This is a genomic window from Streptomyces malaysiensis subsp. malaysiensis (assembly GCF_040653035.1).
In the GTDB taxonomy this organism is placed as follows: domain Bacteria; phylum Actinomycetota; class Actinomycetes; order Streptomycetales; family Streptomycetaceae; genus Streptomyces; species Streptomyces malaysiensis.
Map to the genome: position 1 here is coordinate 186,047 of NZ_JBEZNG010000003.1, position 23,700 is coordinate 209,746.

Genomic DNA, 23,700 nt, shown 5'->3' on the forward strand with positions numbered 1-23,700 from the left:
TCGGGCGGCCCAGCCCTGCCGGGCGGGGAAGCCGCGCCCGGTGGCGGAGTCCCGCCGGGCGGTGGAGTCCCGTCCAGGGGTGGAGCCCCGCCCGGCGGGGGAGCCGTGTGCCGATGTGCTGCGTGGTGGGGCCCGGGGTCTGGGGTGGAGTCCCGGTTGTGGGAAGGGGCGGGTGGGGGAAACGGCCCGCCGCGGGCGTCGAGCCCCGTGACACCCGCTACGGCCGGAGCACGTCGTACGGCAGATCCACCGTGTGGAGCAGCCAGGTGAAGGCGCCCAGACCGGCCGGATCGGTCAACTCGGCGGCCTCGCCCGCCGCGCTGAGGGCGTGGACATAGGCGGTGGGGTCGGTGGAGGCCAGGGCGAGCGGGGGACGGCGGGCGTCGAGGCCCAGGGCGCGCAGCGCCTCGCGCTGGGTCAGCAGCCCGGAGCCGGGCCCGGCCGCGGCGGCGCACGCGTCCATCGCGACATGCGCCGTCAGATCGCGGGAGCCGTCGGGGACGGGCCGGACCTCGCGCCCCTCGCGGAAGCCGGTCAGCGTGCCGAAGGGAGGCCGGGCGGCGCGTTCATGGGCGTAGTCGACGGCGACCGCGAACCCCGCCCGCAGGGAGCCCACGGCCCGCGCCCAGGCCGTCTCGCGCGGATGGCCGATCTCGGCGCGCAGCCCCGGTTCGGCGCCCGCCAGGGGCCACCAGCGGGCCAGCCACGCGGCGTCCTCGCCGTCCACCGGGTCGCCCAGCCGCTCGGTGCCGTCCCCGGAGGTGAGATCCACCTCGACCCGGCGCGGCACCCCGTCCTCGTCGGTCTCGGCGATGTCCACCGGGACGTTGTCGAGCCACTCATTGGCGAACAGCAGCCCCGCGCAGCCGTCCGGCGGGGCGTCGAGCCAGGCGATCCGCCGGTCCAGGCCCGTCGGCCGCTCCGCCCGCTCCACCGCGTACGGGCGCAGCCGCCGGCCCAGCCCGTGCGGCAGCCCGGGGGCCAGGGCGAGCACCCGGGTGAGCAGCTCACCGCGGCCGGCGCCCAGGTCCACCAGCGCCAGCTCGGCGGGGCGCCCCAGCGCCTCGTCCACCCGGCCGAGCAGCTTCGCCACGGCCCGGGCGAAGAGCGGGGAGGCATGCACCGACGTGCGGAAATGCCCTGCGGGGCCCTCCGGGCGCCGATAGAAGCCGCCCGCTCCGTACAGCGCCCGTTCGGCCGCCGTACGCCATCCGCTCCACTCATGCTTCTCACTCGCCACACCGCCACGCTATGCGGAGTGGTCTCCACCTTGGGGAGTAGGACCGGGCGGTACGGATCGCCCCTCGGGCTGACCCGAGAGGGTTCAGCGGTGCCTACGCTGGGTGACGTGCAGCGCCTCTACGAATTTCTCCGCAGGCATCCGACAGGGGTGGACACCTTCTGGGCCGTCCTCCTCGTCGGCTTCGGTTTCCTGTGGCTCTCGGAGGCGTCGATGGGCCGGGGCCCCCGCACCGTGGGCGCGCCGATCATCCTGGCGCTGGGAGCGACGATCGCGCTGCGTCGCCGCGCCCCCGAGAAGATGCTGGTGCTGGCGATCTTGTGCGGTCTCGCCCAGATGGCCACGAACCTCAAGCCCAATCCGACCGACTTCGCCATGCTGGTGATCGTCTACACGGTGGCGGTCACCTCCTCGCGCCCGGCCTCCCGCTTCGCGCTGGCGATGGCGTTCGGCGCGGCCCCTCTCGCGACCCTCCGCTGGCCGCACTCCCAGCAGGGCTGGTGGGAGGATGTCGTCTCGGTGGTCTTCGTCTCCATCCCGTTCGTGCTGGCCTGGGTGCTCGGCGACTCGATCCGCACCCGCCGCGCCTACTACGCCCAGCTCGAGGAGCGGGCCGCCCGGCTGGAGAAGGAGCGCGAGGCGCAGTCGAAGGTCGCGGTGGCCGCCGAGCGCGCCCGGATCGCGCGGGAGCTGCACGATGTGGTGGCGCACAACGTGTCGGTGATGGTGGTGCAGGCGGACGGCGCCGCGTACGTCCTGGACAGCTCGCCCGAACAGACCCGGCAGGCGCTGGAGACGATCTCGGGCACCGGCCGCCAGGCGCTCGCCGAGATGCGGCGGCTGCTGGGCGTGTTGCGCACCGGGGAGCCGGGCGAGGAGAACGAATACGTCCCGCAGCCGGACGTCGAGCAGATCGACGAGCTCGTGGAGCAGGTGCGCGGCGCCGGGCTTCCGGTGGACTTCAAGGTCGTGGGCAGCCCGCGCCAGCTCCCCAGCGGGGTCGAGCTGACCGCGTACCGCATCGTGCAGGAGGCGCTCACCAACACCCGTAAGCACGGCGGGCCGGACGTGGGCGCCAGTGTCCGCCTCACCTACTTCGACGACGGCCTCGGGCTGCTGGTCGAGGACGACGGACGGGGCGCGCAGCGCGAGATGTACCAGGACGGCGGCGCCGACGGCAGCGGCCACGGTCTGATCGGGATGCGGGAGCGCGTCGGCATGGTGGGCGGCACGCTCGACGCGGGCCCCCGGCCGGGCGGCGGCTTCCGGATCAGCGCACTGCTGCCGCTGAAGCCGGTCCGTTGAGCGATTCTGTAGGTGCTTCAGGCGTAGGTGCTGTGGGATGGCTGCCCGTCCAGAGGGAGCCGGCCGTCAGGCCAGAGGGAAGGGACCCGTCCGGATGTCGATCCGCGTCATGCTCGTCGATGACCAAGTGCTGCTGCGCACCGGCTTCCGGATGGTGCTCGCGGCCCAGCCCGATATGGAGGTCGTCGCCGAGGCGGGCGATGGGGTGGAGGCGCTGGCGGCGGTGCGCTCCACGGCGATCGACGTCATCCTCATGGACGTCCGGATGCCCAAACTCGACGGGGTGGAGGCGACCCGGCGGATATGTGAACGCGAGGACGCGCCGAAGGTCATCATCCTGACCACCTTCGACCTGGACGAATACGCCTTCTCGGCGCTGAAGGCCGGGGCGGCCGGCTTCATGCTCAAGGATGTGCCGCCGGGTGAGCTGCTCGCGGCGATCCGCGCGGTGCACAGCGGTGACGCGGTGGTCGCGCCCAGTACGACGCGCCGGCTGCTGGACCGGTTCGCGCCGATGCTGCCGGGCGGCGGGGCCGGTGGCTCCGGGGGCCGGGCCCGTCCGGGGCTGGAGCGGCTCACCGACCGGGAGCGCGAGGTGGTGCTGCTGGTCGCGCAGGGGCTGTCGAACGGTGAGATCGCGGCGCGGCTGGTGCTGTCCGAGGCCACCGTGAAGACCCATGTGGGGCGCATCCTCACCAAGCTGGAGCTGCGGGACCGGGTGCAGGTGGTGGTGATGGCCTACGAGACGGGGCTGGTGCGGGCCGGGGGTCCGGCGGGGCCGGCCGGATCGGCCGGATCGGCTCGCTGAGGCGGCGTCCTTACGGTCGACACGGCCGCCTTACCGCTTCGGCGGACGCTCGCCCTGCCGCCCGTCCTCGCCCCCGTCCTGCCGCTCGCGCAGCACCAGGTCGAGCAGTCCGGGGAAGCGCCGGTCGAACTCGGGGCGGCGCAGCCGGCTGACCCGCCTGGGGCCCATGTCGCGCTGCTCGATCAGCCCGGCCGCGCGCAGCACCGAGAAGTGGTGGCTGAGGGCCGCCTTGCCCACGGGCACGTCGAAGGTGCCGCAGGCGTGCTCCCAGTCGGCCGCCGCGGCCAGCTCGCGGACCAGCTGGAGCCGTACGGGGTCGGCGAGCGCCGCGAGCGCGGTCCGCACGGCCACATCGTCGGGGTGGGTGTGCTCGGGTGCGGTCCGGTGGCTTCGGTCGCTCATCGCTGCTCCGCTCCTCGGCGCTCATGGCCCCGGCTCCGTTCGCGCTCGGTTGAGCATCTTAGGCGGAGCTAAGCGCTTAGCTGGAAGTGCCGCGACCTGCCGTCGATCGTCTGCGGCGCCGTCGTGGCTGGTCGCGCCCGCGCGGCGGAGCCGCAGATCGACACGGCCCCGCGCCCCTTCGGGGCGCCACCGAACCGCAGCCGACTTCCGCCGATCCGCTCAGCGCAGAACGCCCTCCAGGAAGTCGCTGCCCAGCCGGGCCACCGACGCCAGGTCGAGCTGGTGCAGCACATAGCGGCCGCGGCGGCGGGTGGTGAGCAGACCGGCCTTCTTCAGCACGGCGATATGGCGGGAGACCTCCGGGGGCGTGATGCCGTACGACTCGGAGAGCTCACCGGTGGTGTGCGGACCGCGGGCCAGGGTGCGGCACAGCCGCATCCGCATCGGGTGGGCCAGGGCCTCCAGGCGGCACTGGACGAGCTCCAGGGCGGCGGGCGGCGGGAGCTCGGGGGTGGCCACCGGGTACTGGATCACCGGGCGCCAGCCGGGGGCGTGCACGACGATGAGATGCGGCCAGCCGAAGGTGGTCGGGATGAAGGTGATGCCGTCGCCGTACGCCCTCGTACGGCCGCCCGCCAGCTTGTCGACGACGATGCTGCCCCCGTCCTCCGACAGCGACAGCGCGGCGGAGGCCGCCACCAGCGCCTCCGCGAGCCCCTTGTGGTGCAGCAGCTCGGCCTTGTGACGGGCGTCGGCGGCCAGCTGGATGCGCACCCGCCGCCAGGTGTCGGCGAAGAACGCCCGGTCGCAGTCCTCCAGCAGCCGCCGCAACCACACCCGCAGCCCGTCCGGGTCCTCCAGCATGCGGTCGGTGAAGGCCGCCTGCCGCGGCCCCCGGGCGGCCGCCATCTCGCGGACCCGGGCCCGTTCGCCCGCGTCGACCAGCGGCGAGGGGGTCTGCCGGGAGTACGAGGTGGAGCAGGCGATCTCGAAGGCGGCCGCCACGAACGTCTCGTCGTCGATCCGGTCCAGCGCGTCCAGTTCCTCCGCGAGCGTCGCCCCGGGGACGGCCGGGAGCAGCAGATCGGAGCGGGCGGAGCGCCACAGGAAGTCCGCCTCGCAGAGCCGGTCCGCGAGATCCGGTTTCAGCCCGGAGGCGGTGGCGGTGGCCCAGCCGTGCAGCCCGGGGTGGTGGGCGGGCTCGGACAGCACATGCAGCGCCGCGCCCAGCTCGGCGAGCGGGGACGGGCTGAAGACGATGCGCTCGGACGGCAGCCCGGCGATGTCGATGACATTGGCCATGAGCCCATGGTGCGGGAGCCCGTCACCCGCGCCGCCCTCGTTTGACGTCCATCGTCAAACGGCGTGACCGGAGCCTGGGGCCGGGCGGACCGTCGAGCCATGTCCCTCACCGAGCAGTACGTACTCGACCTGTACCGGGCCGCCCGGCGCGGTGAATCCGCCCCGCCCGCACCGGGCCGGCACGACTGGCGCACCCTCCGGGAACTGCGGGAGCACCGCGACGTCCGGGCCGCGGTGGCCGGTCGCCAGGGCCGCCGCCGCGGTCGCCATGGCCGCCTTACGGACGCTCTGCGCGCTATAAGGGCGCTACGGGAGGGCCTGGCCGCCCTGCGGCGCCGGTCCGCCGTCCCCGTTCATGAGCTCCCGGACCGTTGCGAGGAAGGCGCCGACCGCGGCCGTGACGTCGTCGGCCGTCCATTCCAGTGCGGGTGAGGCGACCGTCACCTCCGTCATGGCCAGACCGGGCGGCCCCGGCTCCCGCCAGCGACGGAACAGCGTCGTCCGGGTCTCCTCCGCCAGCCGCACCCCCGCCTCGTCCAGCACCGCGGCCGGATACGGCAGCCACACCTGGAACTGGTGGGTGTGCGGCACCTCGGGATGCACCCGGGACCACCCCACCCCCGCGGCCGTGAACGCCTTCCGCAGCGCCTCGGCCACCACCCGCGCGTGTGCCACGTATGACGGGAGCCTCGGCAGCTCGCGGTCCAGGCCGTCCAGCGCGGCCAGCGCCGTCGGCCACTGCTGGAAGAGCTGGCCGCCGTACCGGTGGCGCCACGCCCTGGCCTCCGCCACCAGGGTCTCCGGCCCGGCCAGTGCCGCTCCCGAGATGCCGCCGAGCGACTTGTAGAAGGACACATAGACGGAGTCCGCCAGCGCGGCGATCTCCGGCAGCTCCCGGCCGAAGTGGACCGTGCACTCCCACAGCCGCGCCCCGTCGAAGTGCACCACCGCGTCCCGCTCCCGGGCCGCCTCCACCACCTCGACCAGCTCCTCCCACGTGGGCAGGACGAATCCGGCGTCGCGCAGCGGGAGTTCGAGGGCGAGCGTGCCGAACGGCTCGTCGACGCCGCGGATCTCCTCGGCGGTGGGCGGCCGCGGCTCGCCCGTCGGACGCACCGCGCGCAGTCCGCTCACCGTCACATACGCGTCCCGCTCATGCACTTCCAGATGGGCCAGCGGATGGACCGCCACCACCGGATCGCCGGTGCGCCCCGCCCAGCAGCGCAGCGCGATCTGCTGGGCCATGGTGCCGGTGGGGAAGAACGCCGCGGCCTCCATGCCGAGCAGCCCGGCGACCCGCCGCTCCAGCTCCTCGACGATGCCGTCCCCGTAGACGTCCACCCAGCCGTCCCCGCCGTACGGCGGGGCGTCGGCCGTGGTGCCGGTCGTGGTGCCGGTCGCAGTCGTGGTGCCGGTTGTAAGGGCGGCCGTGAGGGCGGCCAGCCGCTCGGCGATCCGGCCCTCCGCGGGCCCGTGCGCCAGCGTCCGCTCCGAGCCGTGCCAGGCCGCGAGGCGGCGGGCTCGCGCCGCCGCCTCGGTGTCGTCCGCCGTGTCGTCCGCCGCGGCTGACGCCCCGTCCGCCTCGTCCGCCTCGCCGCCCGTGCCGCCCGTGCCGCCCGTCTCGTCCGCCTCGCCTGCCTCGTCCTTCATGGGCAGATCATGTCGCACGGCTGTCCTTCGGACCACAGAGTTGTCCACAGGCCCGGGCGTGCGGCCAAACCCCCCGGAACCACTCGCGTAGCATGGCGGGGAATCGTCCGGTACCCCCTGAGGACTGGAACGGAAGGCCGCTGTCGCGTGAATGCTCAACCACTCCCCGAGCCTCGGGACCGCCCTGCCCGGCTCACGGTCGGGGTCGTCGGCGCGGGCCGTGTCGGCCCCGCCCTCGCCGCCTCCCTCCGGCTGGCCGGGCACCGTCCGGTCGCCGCCTCCGGTGTCTCCGACGCCTCCGTGCGCCGGGCCGCCGCCCTGCTCCCCGAAGTCCCGATCGTCCCGCCCTCGGAGGTGCTGGCGCGGGCCGAGCTGGTGCTGCTCACCGTCCCCGACGACGCGCTGCCCGAGCTGATCGGCGGCCTCGCCGAAACCGGCGCGGTGCGCCCCGGGCAGCTGCTGGTGCACACCTCAGGCCGCTATGGCGTCGGCGTGCTGGAGCCAGCGCTGCGGGCCGGTGCGCTGCCGCTCGCGCTGCACCCCGTCATGACCTTCACCGGCACCCCGGTGGACGTCCAGCGGCTGGCCGGCTGCTCGTTCGGCGTCACCGCCCCCGAGGAGCTGCGGCTGGCGGCCGAGGCGCTGGTCATCGAGATGGGCGGGGAGCCCGAGTGGATCGCGGAGGAGTCCCGTCCGCTCTACCACGCGGCCCTCGCCATCGGCGCCAACCACCTCATGACGCTGGTCGCCCAGTCCATGGAGCTGCTGCGCGAGTCCGGCGTCGAGGCCCCCGACCGGATGCTCGGCCCGCTCCTCGGCGCCGCGCTGGACAACGCGCTGCGCAGCGGCGACGCCGCGCTGACCGGCCCGGTCGCGCGCGGTGACGCGGGCACGGTCGCCGCCCATGTCGCCGAGTTGCGGCGGCACGCCCCGCACGCCGTCGCCGGCTATCTGGCCATGGCCCGTACGACCGCGGACCGGGCGCTCGCGCACGGCCTGCTCAAGCCGGAGCTCGCGGAGGACCTGCTGGGCGTGCTCTCGGACGTCACCGACGCACGCGGCCGGGGAGGTGGCGAGGCATGAGCCCGAAGCTGTGGACCAAGGCGCTGCCCGGGGAGCCTGATGTGGAGCTGTTCCGCCATCGCCCGGAGCTGGACGCGGCGTTCGCCCACTTCGCCGTGCCGGGGCGGGCGGCCGTCGTGATGACCATGGGCGCGCTGCACGACGGACACGCCTCGCTCATCCGCACCGCCCGCGCCCGGGTGGGTGCCAAGGGCCTGGTGACCGTCACCGTCTTCGTCAATCCCTTGCAGTTCGGCGCGGGCGAGGACCTCGACCGCTATCCGCGCACCCTGGACGCCGACCTGAAGGTGGCGGCCGAGGCGGGCGCGGACATCGTCTTCGCCCCGTCCGCCGAGGAGGTGTATCCGGGCGGTGAGCCGCATATCCGGATCACGGCGGGCTCCATGGGCGAGCGCTATGAGGGCGCCTCGCGCCCCGGCCACTTCGACGGGATGCTCACCGTCGTCGCCAAGCTGCTCCACATCACCCGCCCCGATGTCGCCTTCTTCGGCGAGAAGGACGCCCAGCAGCTGGCGCTGATCCGCCGGATGACCCGCGATCTGGACTTCCCGGTCGAGATCGTCGGCGTCCCCACCGTCCGGGAGGGCGACGGGCTCGCCCTCTCCAGCCGTAACCGCTATCTGTCGGCCCAGGAGCGGGACACCGCGCTGGCCCTGTCCCGGGCGCTGTTCGCGGGGCGTGACGCGGGGCTGCTGGCGGCCGGGGAGGGCCCGGTCGGCGCCGAGGAGCACGAGCTCATACGGGTCGCGTCGCCCGCCGCGGTGCGGTCCGCGGCGCGTGCGGTGCTCGACGAGGCGGCGGGGTTCGAACCGCCGCTCGCCCTGGACTATCTGGGCCTGGTCGATCCCGCCGACTTCACCGAGGTCTCCGACGCGCACACCGGCGAGGCCGTGCTGGCCGTCGCCGCCAAGGTCGGCGCCACCCGCCTGATAGACAACATCCGCCTGTGGATCGGAGCCGCCCGATGAGCCGTCCGACCGGGCGGCCGTCGGCCGCCGCCCTCGCTCCGCGCGCCGCCACCCCCGCCACCGCCCTGCGCGCCCCCGCCCCCGGCTGGGCCATCGAGGCCGATGTCGTGGTCGTCGGCTCCGGGGTCGCCGGGCTGACCGTGGCGCTGCGCTGTGCCGCGGCCGGGGCCAGGGTCACGGTGGTCACCAAGGCCCGCCTGGACGACGGCTCCACGCGCTGGGCCCAGGGCGGCATAGCCGCCGCCCTCGGCGAGGGCGACACCCCCGAGCAGCATCTGGACGACACCCTGGTGGCCGGCGCCGGGCTCTGTGACGAGCGGGCGGTGCGGACGCTGGTCACCGAGGGGCCCGACGCGGTGCGCCGGCTCATCGCCACCGGCGCCCGCTTCGACGCCGACGACGACACGGGCGAGATCCTGCTGACCCGCGAGGGCGGCCACCACCGCCGCCGGATCGCCCACGCGGGCGGCGACGCGACCGGCGCGGAGATCTCCCGGGCCCTGGTCGAGGCGGTGCGCGCGGCCGGTATCGACACCGTGGAGAACGCCCTGGTGCTCGATCTCCTCAAGGACGGCGCCGGCCGGACGGCCGGGGTCACCCTGCACGTCATGGGCGAGGGCCGCCGGGACGGCGTGGGCGCGGTACGGGCGGGCGCGGTCGTCCTCGCCACGGGCGGCATGGGCCAGATCTTCTCCGCCACCACCAACCCCGCCGTCTCCACCGGCGACGGGGTGGCGCTCGCGCTGCGCGCCGGGGCCGAGGTCAGCGATCTGGAGTTTGTGCAGTTCCATCCCACGGTGCTGTGGCTGGGCCCGGAGGCGGAGGGCCAGCAGCCGCTGGTCTCGGAGGCGGTGCGGGGCGAGGGCGCCCATCTCGTGGACGCCGACGGGGTGCGCTTCATGCGGGGACAGCACGAGCTGGCCGAGCTGGCGCCCCGTGACATCGTCGCCAAGGGCATCATGCGGCGGATGCGGGAGCGCGGCGCCGAGCATATGTACCTGGACGCCCGCCACTTCGGGGCCGAGATGTGGGAGCGCCGCTTCCCGACCATCCTCGCCGCCTGCCGTACGCACGGCATCGACCCGGTGACCGAGCCCATCCCGGTCGCCCCGGCCGCGCACTACGCGAGCGGCGGGGTCCGCACCGATCTGCGCGGGCGCACCACCGTCCCCGGTCTCTACGCCTGCGGGGAGGTCGCCTGCACCGGCGTCCACGGCGCCAACCGCCTGGCCTCCAACTCCCTTCTGGAGGGCCTGGTCTTCGCGGAGCGCATCGCGGAGGACATCACAGAGGGCGTCACAGAGGGCATCGCAGAGGGCATCGCCGCCGGGGCGGAGCCCGCCGGGGCCGCCGGGCGGACCGAGGGGCCGGGCGAGCGGACGGGGCCGTCGGACCCGGATGCCACCGACACTCCCGACGCCCTCGGGGCCCCCGCCGGCGCGCCCCTGCTCGCCTCGGAGGCCCGCTACGAGATCCAGCACATCATGACCCACGGCGCCGGAGTCCTCCGCTCCGCCGAGAGCCTGGCCCGCGCCGCCGACCGGCTGGACCGCGTCCACGACGACGCCGCGGCGCAGCTGCGGCGGGACGGCAAGACGGCCGAGCCCGGGGTGGAGACCTGGGAGGCCACCAACCTCCATCTCGTCGCCCGGGTCCTGGTCGCCGCCGCGCTCCGCCGTGAGGAGACCCGCGGCTGCCACTGGCGCGAGGACCGCCCCGAGCGGGACGACGCCGTCTGGCGCCGCCACCTCCTGGTCACCCTCCGCCCGGACGGCGCCCTCGATGTCCGTTCCACGGACTCCGAAGCGTTTCCCCCACCGACCACCCCCAGAGCCGAGACGGAGTCCCGCCCGTGAGCAGCAGCACTTCCGAAGACCGTCAACCACCCGTGTCCCTGCCGCTGCTCCAGATCGGCGGTCCCGGTGAGGGGGCGGGCTGCGGCGACGCCTGCGGCTGCGGCGGTGACGACGCCGACGGCATGGGGCTCGACCCGATGGAGTGCGGTCTGGACCCCGATCTGGCCGAGCTGCTGACCGGCGCCGGACTCGACCCCGTGCAGGTCGAGGACATCGCCCATATGGCCATCGAGGAGGACCTCGACCAGGGCGTGGACGTCACCACCGTGGCCACCGTCCCCGAGGACGCCTTCGCCACCGGCGACTTCACGGCCCGGGAGGCGGGCACCGTCGCGGGGCTGCGGATCGCCGAGGCGGTCCTGTCCGTGGTCTGCACCGACGAGTTCGAGGTCGAGCGGCATGTCGAGGACGGCGACCGGGTGGCGGCCGGTCAGAAGCTGCTCAGCGTCCGCACCCGCACCCGCGACCTGCTCACCGGTGAGCGCAGCGCGCTCAACCTCCTGTGCCGGCTCTCCGGCATCGCGACCGCGACCCGTGCGTGGGCCGATGCCCTCGAGGGGACGAGGACCAAGGTCCGTGACACCCGTAAGACCACTCCGGGGCTGCGCGCCCTGGAGAAGTACGCGGTGCGCTGCGGCGGCGGGGCCAACCACCGGATGTCGCTCTCGGACGCGGCGCTGGTCAAGGACAACCATGTGATCGCGGCGGGCGGCGTCGCGGAGGCGTTCGGCGCGGTGCGGGCCGAGTTCCCCGACGTGCCGATCGAGGTGGAGGTCGACACCCTCGACCAGATCCCGCCGGTCCTGGCGGCGGGCGCGGACCTCATCCTGCTGGACAACTTCACCCCGGAGCGGACCCGCGAGGCCGTCGAGCTGGTGGCCGGGCGCGCCGCGCTGGAGTCCTCGGGGCGGCTGACGCTCGCCAACGCCCGTACGTACGCCGAGACGGGCGTCGACTATCTGGCCGTGGGCGCGCTCACCCACTCCTCCCCGATCCTGGACATCGGCCTGGACCTGCGCGGCGCCGAGGTGAGTTGACCCATGCTCCTCACCATCGACGTCGGGAACACCCACACCGTGCTGGGCCTCTTCGACGGGGACGAGATCGTCGAGCACTGGCGGATCTCCACCGACGCCCGCCGCACCGCCGATGAACTCGCCGTCCTGCTCCAGGGCCTGATGGGCATGCATCCGCTGCTCGGCGAGGAGCTGGGCGACGGCATCGCGGGCATCTCCATCTGCTCCACCGTCCCCTCGGTCCTCCACGAGCTGCGCGAGGTGACCCGCCGCTACTACGGCGATGTGCCGTCCGTCCTGGTCGAGCCGGGCGTGAAGACCGGTGTGCCGATCCTGGTGGACAACCCCAAGGAGGTCGGCGCCGACCGGATCATCAACGCGCTGGCCGCCGTCGAGCTGTACGAGGGCCCGTGCGTGGTCGTCGACTTCGGCACCGCGACGACCTTCGACGCGGTCAGCGCCCGCGGTGAGTACGTGGGCGGGGTGATCGCGCCGGGTATCGAGATCTCGGTCGAGGCGCTGGGCGTACGCGGGGCGCAGTTGCGCAAGATCGAGCTGGCCCGTCCGCGCAGCGTGATCGGGAAGAACACGGTGGAGGCCATGCAGTCCGGCATCCTCTACGGATTCGCCGGGCAGGTGGACGGGATCGTCCGCCGGATGGCGCGGGAGCTGGCCAAGGATCCGGAGGACGTCACCGTGATCGCCACCGGTGGGCTGGCGCCCATGGTGCTAGGAGAATCCTCAGTGATCGATGAGCATGAGCCCTGGCTGACCCTGATCGGCCTCAGACTGGTCTACGAGCGGAACGTCTCGCGCGGCTGAGCACCGGCGATCACCTCTTCACCTGCGTGCTCGACCGCATTGACGGCATTCCGAAACGAATTCCCGCGCTCTGGATTCGTCGGGGGCGCTGATCGCTCTTCGCCATTGGGGCGAGGGGCGGTCAAGGGAATGACGGCACTTCGAATTCCGTATTGACAAGCGGAAGGGCCGTCGACCATGTACACCGGCACCCGGATGCGACGGTCCGCCCCCGGGTGCCGGGTCCGGACGGGACCGCCTCGGCGCGGTCCCGTCCGGCACTTCCCCCGTATGGCGGCTTTGCGTCCGTATGGCGGCTTGGTGTCCGCAACGCGCCGCACCGTCCGGCGCTCAGCGAAATTTGTCCGCTTAGCACTTAAAGTCGCCCCATGCCCACGCCATATGGATCCCGCGGCGGAATGGCGTTCAGTGCGGATGAGCTGCGTGTGCTCCGACGCGCCCTCGCCATCGCCCTCCAACCCGACCCCGTCACTCCCTCTGCCGGCCCCCTCGGCCCGGACCGGGCGGAGGAGGTCCAGGACTGTCTCCGGCTCGCCGAGGCGGTGGACGAAGCGGTCCGCGAGGGCGGGCGGCTGCGAGCGTTCCTGCTCGACGAGCTCGCCCGCTACCGCGCCGCTCTGCCCGGTGCCGCCGTCGGCTATCTCGAGCAGCTCCAGGGCGCCCTCGCGGCCGGTTACGAGCCGCTGGCCGAGGATCTGGCCGCGCTCCGCACGCTGTGCGGGTCGGCCGCGGGCGGCGGTGAGACGACGCGCCGGCGCGCGCTGCTGAACCACTGCGAGCGCCTTGCCGAGCGGGGCGTGCGCGCCCGGCTGGCGGAGCGCTCCGGCGCCGTCGTGGAGCCGCGTACGCGCCCGGTGGCGCCCCGGCTGCGCGCCCTGCCCGGCGGGGTCTCGGCGGGCCCCCGGACGGCCGTGCGGGGGCCGGTCCGGAAGGGGGAGGAGGCCGCGCGGGAGGCCGTGCAGAAGGCCGACGAGCCGAAGCGGGAGCCGCGCAAGAAGCCCCCGGCGCCCGAGCACGGCGACCGCGAGGAGCCCAAGCGCCGGGAGCCGGGCCGCCGGGCGCCACGCCCGGGGCGTCCGGTGCCCACGCCGGCGGAGGTCTTCCCGCCCAAGCGCCGCCGCCCCACGCCGCCCCCGGAGCACGATTCGAGGCTCGACCCCGGCACCGGGGCCCGCTCCGCCTGACCCGCGGCCCGGCGCCCCCCCTGGCCCGGGGCCGCCCCGCCCGGGAGCGGTGCCCGGCTCCGGGAGGCCGCGGCGCGCCGCGTAATCTGGTGGTCTCGAGCAAAAGGAGGCCGAGAGCCATGGATTACGTCTCCGCGCTGGTCCCGCCCATTGTGATGGCCGTGGCCTTCACCGCGCTCATCGTGACGATGGTGAAGAGCCAGGGCGGCGCCAACAAGGCCAAGGAGGACGCCGCGGTGGACGCGGCGCTGGCGGCCCACGCCGAGGCGGAACGCCCGGCCCCGGAGCGCGAGCCGTCCTGATCGGCCTGATCGGATCGATCGGGCCACCCGGATCGATCGGGCCACCCGGATCGATCGGGTTCATCGGACCCGTTTGGGCGCCGCCGCCCTTGCGCCACACCACGGTCGCAACACGCCCCGGGACGCATCGCGTCCCGGGGCGTGTGGCTTTTCCCGAGCAAACTCCGTGGACCTCCGGACATTCGGGACATCTCCCACTATTATTCTCGGTGTGCCTCGGCCATTGGGAGATCTCGAAGACGCGGTCATGACGCGGGTGTGGAAGTGGAACCGCCCGGTCACGGTCCGGGAAGTCCTGGAAGACCTTCAGCGGGAACGCTCGATCGCCTACACGACGGTCATGACCGTAATGGACAACCTCCATCACAAGGGGTGGTTGCGCAGGGAGGTGGAAGGCCGCGCCTATCGATATGCCGCGGTCTCCACACGCGCCGCCTACTCGGCCGCACTGATGAACGAAGCGTGGTCGACCAGTGACAACCCCGCGGCCGCTCTCGTCGCGTTCTTCGGGATGATGTCCGAAGAGCAGCGCGACGCACTGCGGGATGCCATGCGTGTCGCACAACTGGGGGAGTCGGGGGAGAGCCCCGGTGAGTCGGGGCGATGACCCGGGGCGATAGCGTCCGGGCATGTCCTCCCCACTATCAAAAGTAGTCACCGTCCGCCGTGCCCGGACCGGCGATGTACGGGCCGTGCGCCGTCTCATCGACTCCTACGTGGACGATCGCATCCTGCTCGACAAAGCCACCGTGACGCTTTACGAGGACATCCAGGAGTTCTGGGTCGCCGAGCGCGACGAGGACGCTGAGGTCATTGGCTGCGGAGCGCTGCACGTCATGTGGGAAGACCTCGCGGAGGTCCGCACTCTCGCCGTCGATCGGACTCTCAAGGGGACCGGTGTTGGGCATCTGGTGCTCGACAAGCTGCTCCAGACCGCGCGCTGGCTCGGTGTGCGGCGCATTTTCTGCCTCACCTTCGAAGTCGACTTCTTCACCAAGCACGGCTTCGTGGAGATCGGCGAGACGCCGGTGGACGGCGATGTCTACAGCGAGCTCCTGCGTTCCTATGACGAGGGCGTCGCCGAGTTCCTTGGTCTCGAACGGGTGAAGCCGAACACCCTTGGCAACAGCCGGATGCTTCTGCAACTGTGATCGCGGGCCCTATGTCCGAATCGCTCCCCTATCACATAGCTCCGGAACATGACCTTCCATGAGCCTTCCCGCTTGGTGGATCGGTCGAACCTTCGCGGGGGGTTTGTGTTTTTCCGGGAAAAGCGGTTTCCTATTCTCTCGTAGTGTAATTACCTGGGGGGTGAGTCATCAGCGGGTAACGCTGTGCCCCCGAGCCCCCCGTTTCCCTGAAAGGAACCCCATGGCACAGAAGGTTCAGGTCCTTCTTGTCGACGACCTCGACGGCGGCGAGGCGGACGAGACCGTGACGTTCGCTCTGGACGGCAAGAGCTACGAGATCGACCTCACCACCAACAACGCGGACAAGCTCCGTGACGCCCTGGAGCCCTTCACCAAGGGCGGCCGGCGCACCGGTGGCCGGGCTGCCGGCGGCCGGGGCAAGACCCGCGCGGCGTCGGGCGGCAGCCAGGACACCGCGAAGATCCGCGCCTGGGCCAAGGAGAACGGCTACGAGGTCAACGACCGCGGCCGTGTTCCCGCGACCGTGCGTGAGGCGTACGAGAAGGCCAACGGCTGAGCGCGTCAGCTATCCCCGGCTCGCCGCTGCCTGGGCAGCGGCCGGGCGCGCGACAATCGGGCTCGGTGGCACTCCGTAGCCGCCGCGCCCACGAGCCGTACGAGATCGGGGGCGCCCCCATCGCCCCCGAAGCCTGCCCTCGGCAGCGTCGGCTCCACCTCGCCCTTCGGGTCGGGAGGTCGCAGCCATACGGCGGCCTCCTGCGGGCACCGCTCTCCGGGCGCCCCGGCGGCCAGGGGCGGTGGCCAGGAGCGGGCGGGGCACGGCGCGGTGATCCGGCCTCCGGCGCCGATCGCGCCCAGGTCCAGGGCCACACCGCCCCACTCCAGCCAGTCGAGCAGCCCCGGAAGCTCGTCGGAGCTGCCCGGGGCCACCAGGAGCCGCATCCAGGCGCCCTCCACCGCGACCGGACCGGTCCGCGGCACGCGCCGCAGCATCGCGAAACCGGCCACGGCCGGTAGTTCGATCACGTCGAAGGCCACCCCCGTGAGCAGTTCGACGGGATCGCTGCCGGCCGTCGGCCAGCCCAGCTCCCGCTCGTACCAGAGTGACCGGGCGGCCGGTGCGGACGGCCTCGCGCCGTGGGCCCTGAGGATCATGTCCAGCAGAACTTCCCGCCCTCCCGCTTGGTTACGCGGGCGATGACGCGCCGCACGCGTCCGTGTGCGCACCGTGCCCACCAGAGGGCCTACAGGGCCGGTGAACGGGCGCAAGGTTGTTCGCCCGTAGCGGATGGAACCGGCCCGTACGGCATGGAGTATCTGTGCTTGCGGGTAAGACATCCCTAGTGGGGAGGGGCGGTCCGCGTGTCGGGAGGAAGCGGCGTTCGCCATCGGCGTACTGGCGGTGGGCGTAGATGCCTGGCCTGCGGGAACATCGTCTCGCACCATCGGGTTGAAGCAGTTGTCGGCTGTTCGGGCAGGAGGCCAGTGCTGTTTGCCCCGCGCGAGCGGGGGTGATCCGGACGGTTGTCGGCAGTTGGAATGAGCTGTCCCGGGTTGCGGGACTAGCATGCGGAAGGACAGGGAGGGGATCGTCCCCGATCTTTCTGACCGCTCTGAGGAGCGATTAACGATGTTCGAGAGGTTCACCGACCGCGCGCGGCGGGTTGTCGTCCTGGCTCAGGAAGAAGCCCGGATGCTCAACCACAACTACATCGGCACCGAACACATCCTCCTGGGCCTGATCCACGAGGGTGAGGGTGTCGCCGCTAAGGCCCTGGAGAGCCTCGGGATTTCGCTCGAGGCGGTCCGCCAGCAGGTGGAGGAGATCATCGGGCAGGGCCAGCAGGCCCCGTCCGGGCACATCCCCTTCACCCCCCGTGCCAAGAAGGTCCTGGAGCTGTCGCTCCGCGAGGCCCTTCAGCTCGGCCACAACTACATCGGTACGGAGCACATCCTGCTCGGCCTGATCCGCGAGGGCGAGGGCGTCGCCGCCCAGGTCCTCGTGAAGCTGGGCGCCGATCTGAACCGGGTGCGGCAGCAGGTCATCCAGCTGCTCTCCGGCTACCAGGGCAAGGAGGCCGCCACCGCCGGCGGCCCGGCGGAGGGCACTCCCTCCACCTCGCTCGTCCTGGACCAGTTCGGCCGCAATCTCACCCAGGCCGCCCGCGAATCCAAGCTCGACCCGGTCATCGGGCGCGAGAAGGAGATCGAGCGGGTCATGCAGGTGCTCTCGCGCCGCACCAAGAACAACCCGGTCCTCATCGGCGAGCCCGGCGTCGGCAAGACGGCGGTCGTCGAGGGGCTGGCCCAGGCCATCGTCAAGGGCGAGGTGCCCGAGACCCTCAAGGACAAGCACCTCTACACCCTGGACCTGGGCGCCCTGGTCGCCGGCTCCCGCTACCGCGGTGACTTCGAGGAGCGCCTGAAGAAGGTGCTCAAGGAGATTCGCACCCGCGGCGACATCATCCTGTTCATCGACGAGCTCCACACCCTGGTGGGTGCGGGTGCCGCCGAGGGCGCGATCGACGCCGCGAGCATCCTCAAGCCGATGCTGGCGCGGGGCGAGCTCCAGACCATCGGCGCCACGACGCTCGACGAGTACCGCAAGTACCTGGAGAAGGACGCGGCCCTCGAGCGCCGCTTCCAGCCCATCCAGGTCGCCGAGCCGTCGCTGCCCCACACCATCGAGATCCTCAAGGGCCTGCGGGACCGCTACGAGGCGCACCACCGCGTCTCGATCACGGACTCGGCCCTGGTCGCGGCCGCCACCCTGGCCGACCGCTACATCTCGGACCGCTTCCTGCCGGACAAGGCGATCGACCTGATCGACGAGGCCGGCTCCCGGATGCGGATCCGCCGTATGACCGCACCGCCGGACCTGCGCGAATTCGACGAGAAGATCGCCGATGTGCGCCGGGAGAAGGAGTCCGCGATCGACTCGCAGGACTTCGAGATGGCCGCGGGCCTGCGCGACAAGGAGAAGCAGCTCCTGGCCGCCAAGGCGAAGCGGGAGAAGGAGTGGAAGGCCGGCGACATGGACGTCGTCGCCGAGGTCGACGAGGAGCTGATCGCCGAGGTCCTGGCCACGGCCACCGGTATCCCGGTCTTCAAGCTGACCGAGGAGGAGTCCTCCCGCCTGCTGCGCATGGAGGACGAGCTGCACAAGCGCGTCATCGGCCAGAAGGACGCCATCAAGGCGCTCTCCCAGGCCATCCGGCGTACGCGTGCGGGCCTTAAGGACCCCAAGCGCCCCGGCGGCTCGTTCATCTTCGCGGGCCCGTCCGGTGTCGGTAAGACCGAGCTCAGCAAGACCCTCGCCGAGTTCCTCTTCGGCGACGAGGACGCGATGATCTCGCTCGACATGTCGGAGTTCAGCGAGAAGCACACCGTCTCGCGGCTCTTCGGCTCCCCGCCCGGATACGTGGGCTACGAGGAGGGCGGCCAGCTCACCGAGAAGGTGCGCCGCAAGCCGTTCTCCGTGGTCCTCTTCGACGAGGTCGAGAAGGCCCACCCGGACATCTTCAACTCGCTGCTCCAGATCCTGGAGGACGGTCGGCTGACCGACTCCCAGGGCCGGGTCGTGGACTTCAAGAACACGGTGATCATCATGACCACCAACCTCGGCACCCGGGACATCTCCAAGGGCTTCAACCTGGGCTTCGCCGCCCAGGGCGATGTGAAGACCGGCTACGAGCGGATGAAGGCCAAGGTCAACGAGGAGCTGAAGCAGCACTTCCGCCCCGAGTTCCTGAACCGTGTCGATGACACCGTCGTCTTCCACCAGCTCACCGAGACCGACATCATCCAGATCGTCGACCTCATGATCGACAAGGTGGACGAGCGGCTGAAGGACCGCGACATGGGCATCGAGCTCAGTGGCGAGGCCAAGAAGCTGCTGGCCAAGCGCGGCTACGACCCGGTCCTGGGCGCCCGGCCGCTGCGCCGGACGATCCAGCGCGAGGTCGAGGACGTGCTCTCGGAGAAGATCCTCTTCGGCGAGCTGCGTCCGGGCCACATCGTGGTCGTGGACACCGAGGGTGAGGGTGAGGAGAAGAAGTTCACCTTCCGCGGCGAGGAGAAGTCGGCGCTGCCGGACACCCCGCCGATCGAGTCCGCCGCCGGTGGCGCGGGCCCGAACCTGAGCAAGGAGGCGTGACGCGGTGTAGTCAGCCGCCGTCATGCCAGGGGCCGCCCCGGACCATCCGGTCCGGGGCGGCCCCCTTTTGTGCGTACGCCTTCCTGGCGGGCCCTGGTGCGCCCTGAGCGTGCCTGGTTGGGGTGCCGGGGTGACGGCCCCGCCCCCGGGTTCCAGGGCCTCTGAGGGCCTGCCAGGGCCCTTTCGGGGTCTGCGCTTACGCGCCCGCCACGATGACCTGGACGCCCTCCGGAACCCCGGTCACCTCCGTGTTGCGCTGGCTCAGCCGCAGGATGGTCAGCCGGGGGAAGGCGGTCAGCCAGCTCAGATCCAGGTCCGCGCCCAGGTCGTAGGCGAGCCACAGCTCGGTCAGCCGCTCGGCCACCAGGCCCTCGATCAGCTGCTGCGGGGTGAGCGCACCGGCTATCTGGACACAGGGGCGGCCGCCCAGCCTGCGGAGCGCCCGTAGCTCTTCCAGGTCCGACACCGGAAAGTCGAGTTCCCGCTCATCGAGATGGGCGATGATTTCCTCGGCGTAACGGTCGGTGTCATATCGCCGCCAGGCGGCCGCGAGCCGCGCCCGTACCGCCCAGGAGGCGCGGTCCCGCAGCCGGACCAGATAGTCGATGGCGCGGTCGTCGGCTATCGAGGTGGCGGTGACGGCCAGCCGGTGGGCTTCCTCATCGGATACCCCGCTGGGATCGGGGAGCATTTCCAGCACGATAGGCCCGATCCAGCCCAGCGCCCGGGCCCCTTCCAGCGAGGTCGGACGTACCAGATCGCGGGTATAGCGATGCACCCGGGAACGCACCTCGGGGTCCAGCTCCGTCGCGTGTTCCAGACATGCGGCCGCCAGGAGTTTGCGATGGCGGGCATGGACGGGCCTGGCGTCTTTACGGGCCGCCAGCAGCCCCTCCAGGAGGTAGGCGCATTCATCGGGACGGGCGAGAGCGACGGACATTCTGATCACTTCTTCCCAGTCGTCCAGGTGTGCGTGGTCGATCAGGAAGTCGAAATCGTGCCGTTCGACGACCGCTCTCGCGCTGAGATAGTCCTGGAACGTTCGGTGCACGAAATCGACCGAACCGGGTGTGGGCTCGCGCAATAGTCCGGTCCGGTTGAGCAGATGGCGGTAGATCTCCTCCGGTGCGCCCTGCCGCTCCGCGTGCGGAATGGCCGGGATGTACCGGGCGAGTGTCTCGATGGCGGCGGCCCGGTCCATTTCGGACCGGCCGTTGACGAGCATCCAGTGCGCCAGCTTCTGGAGGAGCTGGATCTTCGGTTCCTGGGGGAGGTCGATTCCATCGGGCGGCAGCATGGCGCGCTCGCGGTCGCGCCGTTCCAGGAGCATGGAAAGGGCCGCGTCATAGAGGGCTTTCCGGCCCCGTGGCAGATAGCCGCGGCGGTCCCGGTGCAGTGCGCACAGCAGACCGCACATCAGCGGATTGGTGGCCAGCCGGCCGAGGTCCCGGGTAATCCTTACGGCGTCCAGCAGCGTTTCCTCGTAACCGCTCAGCCGGTCCAGATCGGCCGGGTCGGAGATGTCCTGGCGGGCCGCCGCATGCCAGCGCCGGATGAACGCGGTGACGCCCTCTCGGCTGAGCGGGGAGAGTTTCAGCTCGGTGAAGCGCTCGGCGGCCAGCCAGTTCTCCCGTACGGCGGAAGGGCGCGAGGTGACCAGCCAGACATTTCCCGGATAGCGCGCCGGAAGCTCGCGCAGCGCTTCGCGGAGCCGTTCACGCTCCTCCTCCGGGGCCTCGTCCACGCCGTCCACGAGCATCAGCCCGCGTCCGTGGGACAGCACCCGCTCGGCCCATCCCGGCGGCTGGGCGTCGCTGTGCGGATAGCGGATGGCGGACAGGAAGGCGTCCGGTTCCGGGAAGCCGTCGCGGCGGAACCGGCGTACGGGGAGCACGAACGGCACCCGACCGCGCAGCCCCTCCAGCGGGGCCGGGAGGTCGCCACGGGCCACGGACACCGCGAGCCGTTGCACCAGCGTGGTCTTGCCCGACCCCGCCACGCCCCACAGCAGCACCCTGTCGCGTCCGGCGAGGGCCTGTTCCGCGGGGGCGCTGGGGCCTCCCGCGTCGGTCTCGGTCTCCAGGCTGAGATAGGCGGCGTCCAGCGGCCAGCTGTCGGGGGAGTGGGTCAGATCGATGCCGTAGATCGTCAGATGGTCGTGGGCGGCCACGATGTCCTGGGCGTAGCGCTCCTCGAACGCGGCGTCCTCTGCGGCCGCGACGAAGGGGGAGCGGATGGTGAGGAAGCGCAGGATGTGCGCACAGACGGCCTCCCGCAGCGAGGCGTGCGTACGGGCGTCCGCCGGGTCCAGTTCGGCGTCGGCGTCGGGGGCGGCGATGGCGAGATGGCGGGCGAACGCTTCGGGGCCGAGGCGGACAGCTCGTAGGTCGTCCAGGTCGACGGTGCCGAGGGCGTGGAGGGTGCGGGCGAGGGCGTCGGTCAGCTCGGTGCGGGGCTGATCGGTGGTGTCGTCGTCGAATTCTCTCGCTACGTCTTCGATGAGCGCGGAGGCGATCCGGGGCAGGTCCCGTTCGGTGAGCGTGCGGTGGTCGCCCTGGAAGGCGACGAGGGAGGCGATGCGGACGGGCCGGTCCACCGGCCCGTCGGCGACGAAGAGTTCCTGGACCAGTGTGGCTATGGCTGCGGGATCCATGAGGCCCCGTCCCCCCGGTGACTGTTGTTCGCCGTTCAGAAGCCACCAGGGTAGGCACGGTCGGTGCCGGATGGGTGGGGGTTCGGCGTGAGTTCCGGGGGCGGCCGGTCGCACGGAGCGGGGGCGCCGGGCGGTGGGTGCGGTGCGATGCCGGGCGCGGGGGTGCTGTTGGGTGCGCGGTGCGGTGCGGTGCGGCGGGTGGTGGGTGCGCGGTGCGGTGCGGTGTGGCGGGTGGTGGGTGCGCGGTGCGGTGCGGTGTGGCGGGTGGTGGGTGCGCGGTGCGGTGCGGTGCGGCGGGTGGTGGGTGCGCGGTGCGGGTGCGTGGGTGGTTGCTGTGGGGCGCCTGCTGTTCGTGGTGGGTGCCGGGGGCGGGGCCTCCGGGGCGGCGCCCTGGACCGTATATTTACGGCGCCATTAGCCGGGGACTTGCGTGGGCCGGAGATTGGCGCCACAAATACACGTAAGCGTCCAGGACACCACCCCTCCGACCCCGCCCCCTCCCGCCGCGTCGGCGACCACCCGGCGGTGGCACGGCTCCCGGGTTGGCCCCGGGCCCGCCCGGTGACTACCGGTCCGACTCCTCCACCGCGAAGAGCTCATCGGTAGTGGAGACGGTGAAGGCGCGGTCGAACCAGCGGTCCAGGGTGCCGAGGTCGGTGCAGTCGGTGATGCGGTCGCGGGTCTCGGGCGGGGTGGTGATCCCTCGCTTCTCCAGAACGCGCAGCACACCCTGTACCCGCGAATGGACTTCGCCCTCCGCTTTGCCCTTGAGGAAGGTCTCCTCGACGAGGGTCCCCCGGCCGGGGAAGTAGCTACCTACGGCCACGGTGTCGTCAGCCGTTCTCGGCGAAGAGCTCGTCGGCGGTGGAGACGGTGAAGGCGCGGTCGAACCAGCGGTCCAGGGTGCCGAGGTCGGTGCAGTCGGTGATGCGGTCGCGCGTCGCGGCCAGGGTGGGGATGCCTCGCTTCTCCAAGACGCCCAGTACGCCCTGGGCTCGGCCCCGGGCTTCCCCCTCTGCCGCCCCCTCTGCCTTGCCTTCTGCCTTGCCCTCTGCCTTCCCCTTCAGGAAGGTCTCCTCGATGAGGGTGCCACGGCCGGGGAAGTAGGTACCCACGCTCATCTCGTTCCTCCAGGTGATTCCCGCTGGGGTAGTACTCCCCAGGCCGATTTCCAGCAATTCCGAGTAGTAGCTGACGGACTCAGGGTCGGCGGTTCCCATGGCCCGAGCCAGGGCCTTCAGTATGGCCGGGGCATCCTGGTGGCTGCCATGCGTCAAGGCCGAGAAGGTCGCCAGGGTCAGGTCCTGGGCGGCCTCGTCCGGGTCGAGGATCACTGGGACGTTCCCAGGGCCCAGGACCAGTGGATGTACGGACAGCGCCGTCCAGTCGTCCACGCCAACCCGGAAGGGGCCGGTCGCCCACTCGGCGGTTGCCTTGTCCTGGCAGACTACGAGCAGCAGAGCCGGTTGCTTGTATTTCGCCGCCAGATACGACACGTAGTACCCCCAGTTGACTGCCTTGTCGGGGTCGCAGCGCCCTTGGGCCTCGATCGCCAGGAGGAAGTCACCGCCGGCGAACGGCTTGACGCGCAGCACGCTGTCCACGCGACGTTCCAGCGGCCGTATCTCGGTGGCATCCGGGGTGAGTACTTCAACCGCCGCTTTCTCGGGCGGCGACAGATCCAGGATGCGGAACACCGGAGTGAGTAACTCCGGTCGTTCTTGAAAGATGCGATGTGCGGCCTCGTGCCGCGAACTGACCATGTGTGTGAACGTAGGGTCATCGGAGCATGTGCACGGGGC

At 72.0% G+C, this 23,700-nt stretch carries 21 protein-coding genes; 13 read left to right on the plus strand and 8 right to left on the minus strand.

Annotation, left to right across the window (positions count from 1 at the left end):
• Positions 1–217: 217 nt before the first annotated feature.
• Positions 218–1,240 (minus strand): SAM-dependent methyltransferase, encoded by a 1,023-nt coding sequence (locus tag AB0E24_RS07950; RefSeq protein WP_359375447.1) that lies wholly within the window; start codon positions 1,238–1,240, stop codon positions 218–220.
• 108 nt (positions 1,241–1,348) lie between these two features.
• Here AB0E24_RS07950 and AB0E24_RS07955 point away from each other — a divergent pair, with 108 nt between their 5' ends.
• A complete protein-coding gene (locus tag AB0E24_RS07955) occupies positions 1,349–2,545 on the plus strand; it encodes a sensor histidine kinase (RefSeq protein WP_100809307.1) in 1,197 nt (398 codons plus the stop codon).
• A gap of 94 nt (positions 2,546–2,639) precedes the next feature.
• Complete coding sequence (locus tag AB0E24_RS07960; RefSeq protein ID WP_069860877.1) at positions 2,640–3,353, plus strand: response regulator transcription factor; 714 nt, start codon at positions 2,640–2,642, stop codon at positions 3,351–3,353.
• Between the two features lie 30 nt (positions 3,354–3,383).
• Here the strand turns inward: AB0E24_RS07960 and AB0E24_RS07965 are convergent, their stop codons facing one another.
• From AB0E24_RS07965 to AB0E24_RS07975, 3 genes are all read right to left on the minus strand, one after another.
• Entirely contained in the window at positions 3,384–3,755 is a 372-nt protein-coding gene (locus AB0E24_RS07965; protein WP_102935041.1) for an ArsR/SmtB family transcription factor, read from the minus strand.
• Positions 3,756–3,974: 219 nt separating this feature from the next.
• Positions 3,975–5,057 (minus strand): DUF5937 family protein, encoded by a 1,083-nt coding sequence (locus AB0E24_RS07970; protein ID WP_359375450.1) that lies wholly within the window; start codon positions 5,055–5,057, stop codon positions 3,975–3,977.
• Between the two features lie 306 nt (positions 5,058–5,363).
• Positions 5,364–6,707 carry a threonine aldolase family protein gene (locus AB0E24_RS07975; protein ID WP_359375452.1) on the minus strand — a complete coding sequence of 448 codons (1,344 nt, stop codon included), beginning with the start codon at positions 6,705–6,707 and terminating at the stop codon, positions 5,364–5,366.
• A gap of 147 nt (positions 6,708–6,854) precedes the next feature.
• Here AB0E24_RS07975 and AB0E24_RS07980 point away from each other — a divergent pair, with 147 nt between their 5' ends.
• The 10 genes from AB0E24_RS07980 to AB0E24_RS08025 all read left to right on the plus strand — a co-directional run bounded on the left by AB0E24_RS07980 (position 6,855) and on the right by AB0E24_RS08025 (position 15,645).
• Positions 6,855–7,790, plus strand: a complete 936-nt coding sequence (locus tag AB0E24_RS07980; protein ID WP_069860872.1) for a Rossmann-like and DUF2520 domain-containing protein — start codon at positions 6,855–6,857, stop codon at positions 7,788–7,790.
• Positions 7,787–8,758, plus strand: coding sequence for a pantoate--beta-alanine ligase (gene panC / locus AB0E24_RS07985; protein WP_359375454.1), 972 nt, complete (start codon positions 7,787–7,789; stop codon positions 8,756–8,758). Before AB0E24_RS07980 ends, panC begins: the two co-directional genes overlap by 4 nt.
• Positions 8,755–10,614 (plus strand): L-aspartate oxidase, encoded by a 1,860-nt coding sequence (locus AB0E24_RS07990; protein ID WP_359375456.1) that lies wholly within the window; start codon positions 8,755–8,757, stop codon positions 10,612–10,614. Before panC ends, AB0E24_RS07990 begins: the two co-directional genes overlap by 4 nt.
• Positions 10,611–11,651 carry a carboxylating nicotinate-nucleotide diphosphorylase gene (gene nadC / locus AB0E24_RS07995; protein ID WP_069860871.1) on the plus strand — a complete coding sequence of 347 codons (1,041 nt, stop codon included), beginning with the start codon at positions 10,611–10,613 and terminating at the stop codon, positions 11,649–11,651. The genes AB0E24_RS07990 and nadC overlap by 4 nt, the downstream gene beginning before the upstream one ends.
• Before the next feature lie 3 nt (positions 11,652–11,654).
• Positions 11,655–12,452, plus strand: coding sequence for a type III pantothenate kinase (locus AB0E24_RS08000; protein WP_069860870.1), 798 nt, complete (start codon positions 11,655–11,657; stop codon positions 12,450–12,452).
• Between the two features lie 368 nt (positions 12,453–12,820).
• Complete coding sequence (locus AB0E24_RS08005) at positions 12,821–13,636, plus strand: hypothetical protein (RefSeq protein WP_359375459.1); 816 nt, start codon at positions 12,821–12,823, stop codon at positions 13,634–13,636.
• A gap of 119 nt (positions 13,637–13,755) precedes the next feature.
• Positions 13,756–13,938: a hypothetical protein gene (locus AB0E24_RS08010; RefSeq protein ID WP_069860868.1), complete on the plus strand. Its 183-nt coding sequence runs from the start codon at positions 13,756–13,758 to the stop codon at positions 13,936–13,938.
• Positions 13,939–14,149: 211 nt separating this feature from the next.
• Positions 14,150–14,545: a BlaI/MecI/CopY family transcriptional regulator gene (locus AB0E24_RS08015; protein ID WP_079258096.1), complete on the plus strand. Its 396-nt coding sequence runs from the start codon at positions 14,150–14,152 to the stop codon at positions 14,543–14,545.
• Positions 14,546–14,567: 22 nt separating this feature from the next.
• A complete protein-coding gene (locus AB0E24_RS08020; protein ID WP_069860866.1) occupies positions 14,568–15,089 on the plus strand; it encodes an amino-acid N-acetyltransferase in 522 nt (173 codons plus the stop codon).
• Positions 15,090–15,309: 220 nt separating this feature from the next.
• On the plus strand, positions 15,310–15,645 hold the full coding sequence (locus AB0E24_RS08025; protein ID WP_069860865.1) for a histone-like nucleoid-structuring protein Lsr2: 336 nt from the start codon (positions 15,310–15,312) through the stop codon (positions 15,643–15,645).
• A 5-nt stretch (positions 15,646–15,650) separates the two neighbouring features.
• Here the strand turns inward: AB0E24_RS08025 and AB0E24_RS08030 are convergent, their stop codons facing one another.
• On the minus strand, positions 15,651–16,244 hold the full coding sequence (locus tag AB0E24_RS08030; RefSeq protein WP_069860864.1) for an SCO3374 family protein: 594 nt from the start codon (positions 16,242–16,244) through the stop codon (positions 15,651–15,653).
• A 475-nt stretch (positions 16,245–16,719) separates the two neighbouring features.
• Here AB0E24_RS08030 and AB0E24_RS08035 point away from each other — a divergent pair, with 475 nt between their 5' ends.
• Positions 16,720–19,245 carry an ATP-dependent Clp protease ATP-binding subunit gene (locus AB0E24_RS08035; protein ID WP_069860863.1) on the plus strand — a complete coding sequence of 842 codons (2,526 nt, stop codon included), beginning with the start codon at positions 16,720–16,722 and terminating at the stop codon, positions 19,243–19,245.
• Positions 19,246–19,441: 196 nt separating this feature from the next.
• Here the strand turns inward: AB0E24_RS08035 and AB0E24_RS08040 are convergent, their stop codons facing one another.
• The 3 genes from AB0E24_RS08040 to AB0E24_RS08050 all read right to left on the minus strand — a co-directional run bounded on the left by AB0E24_RS08040 (position 19,442) and on the right by AB0E24_RS08050 (position 23,661).
• A complete protein-coding gene (locus AB0E24_RS08040) occupies positions 19,442–21,898 on the minus strand; it encodes an NACHT domain-containing protein (RefSeq protein WP_359375464.1) in 2,457 nt (818 codons plus the stop codon).
• A gap of 565 nt (positions 21,899–22,463) precedes the next feature.
• A complete protein-coding gene (locus tag AB0E24_RS08045; protein ID WP_359375466.1) occupies positions 22,464–22,724 on the minus strand; it encodes a hypothetical protein in 261 nt (86 codons plus the stop codon).
• Between the two features lie 7 nt (positions 22,725–22,731).
• Positions 22,732–23,661: an RpnC/YadD family protein gene (locus AB0E24_RS08050; protein WP_359375468.1), complete on the minus strand. Its 930-nt coding sequence runs from the start codon at positions 23,659–23,661 to the stop codon at positions 22,732–22,734.
• Between the last annotated feature and the right edge of the window lie 39 nt (positions 23,662–23,700).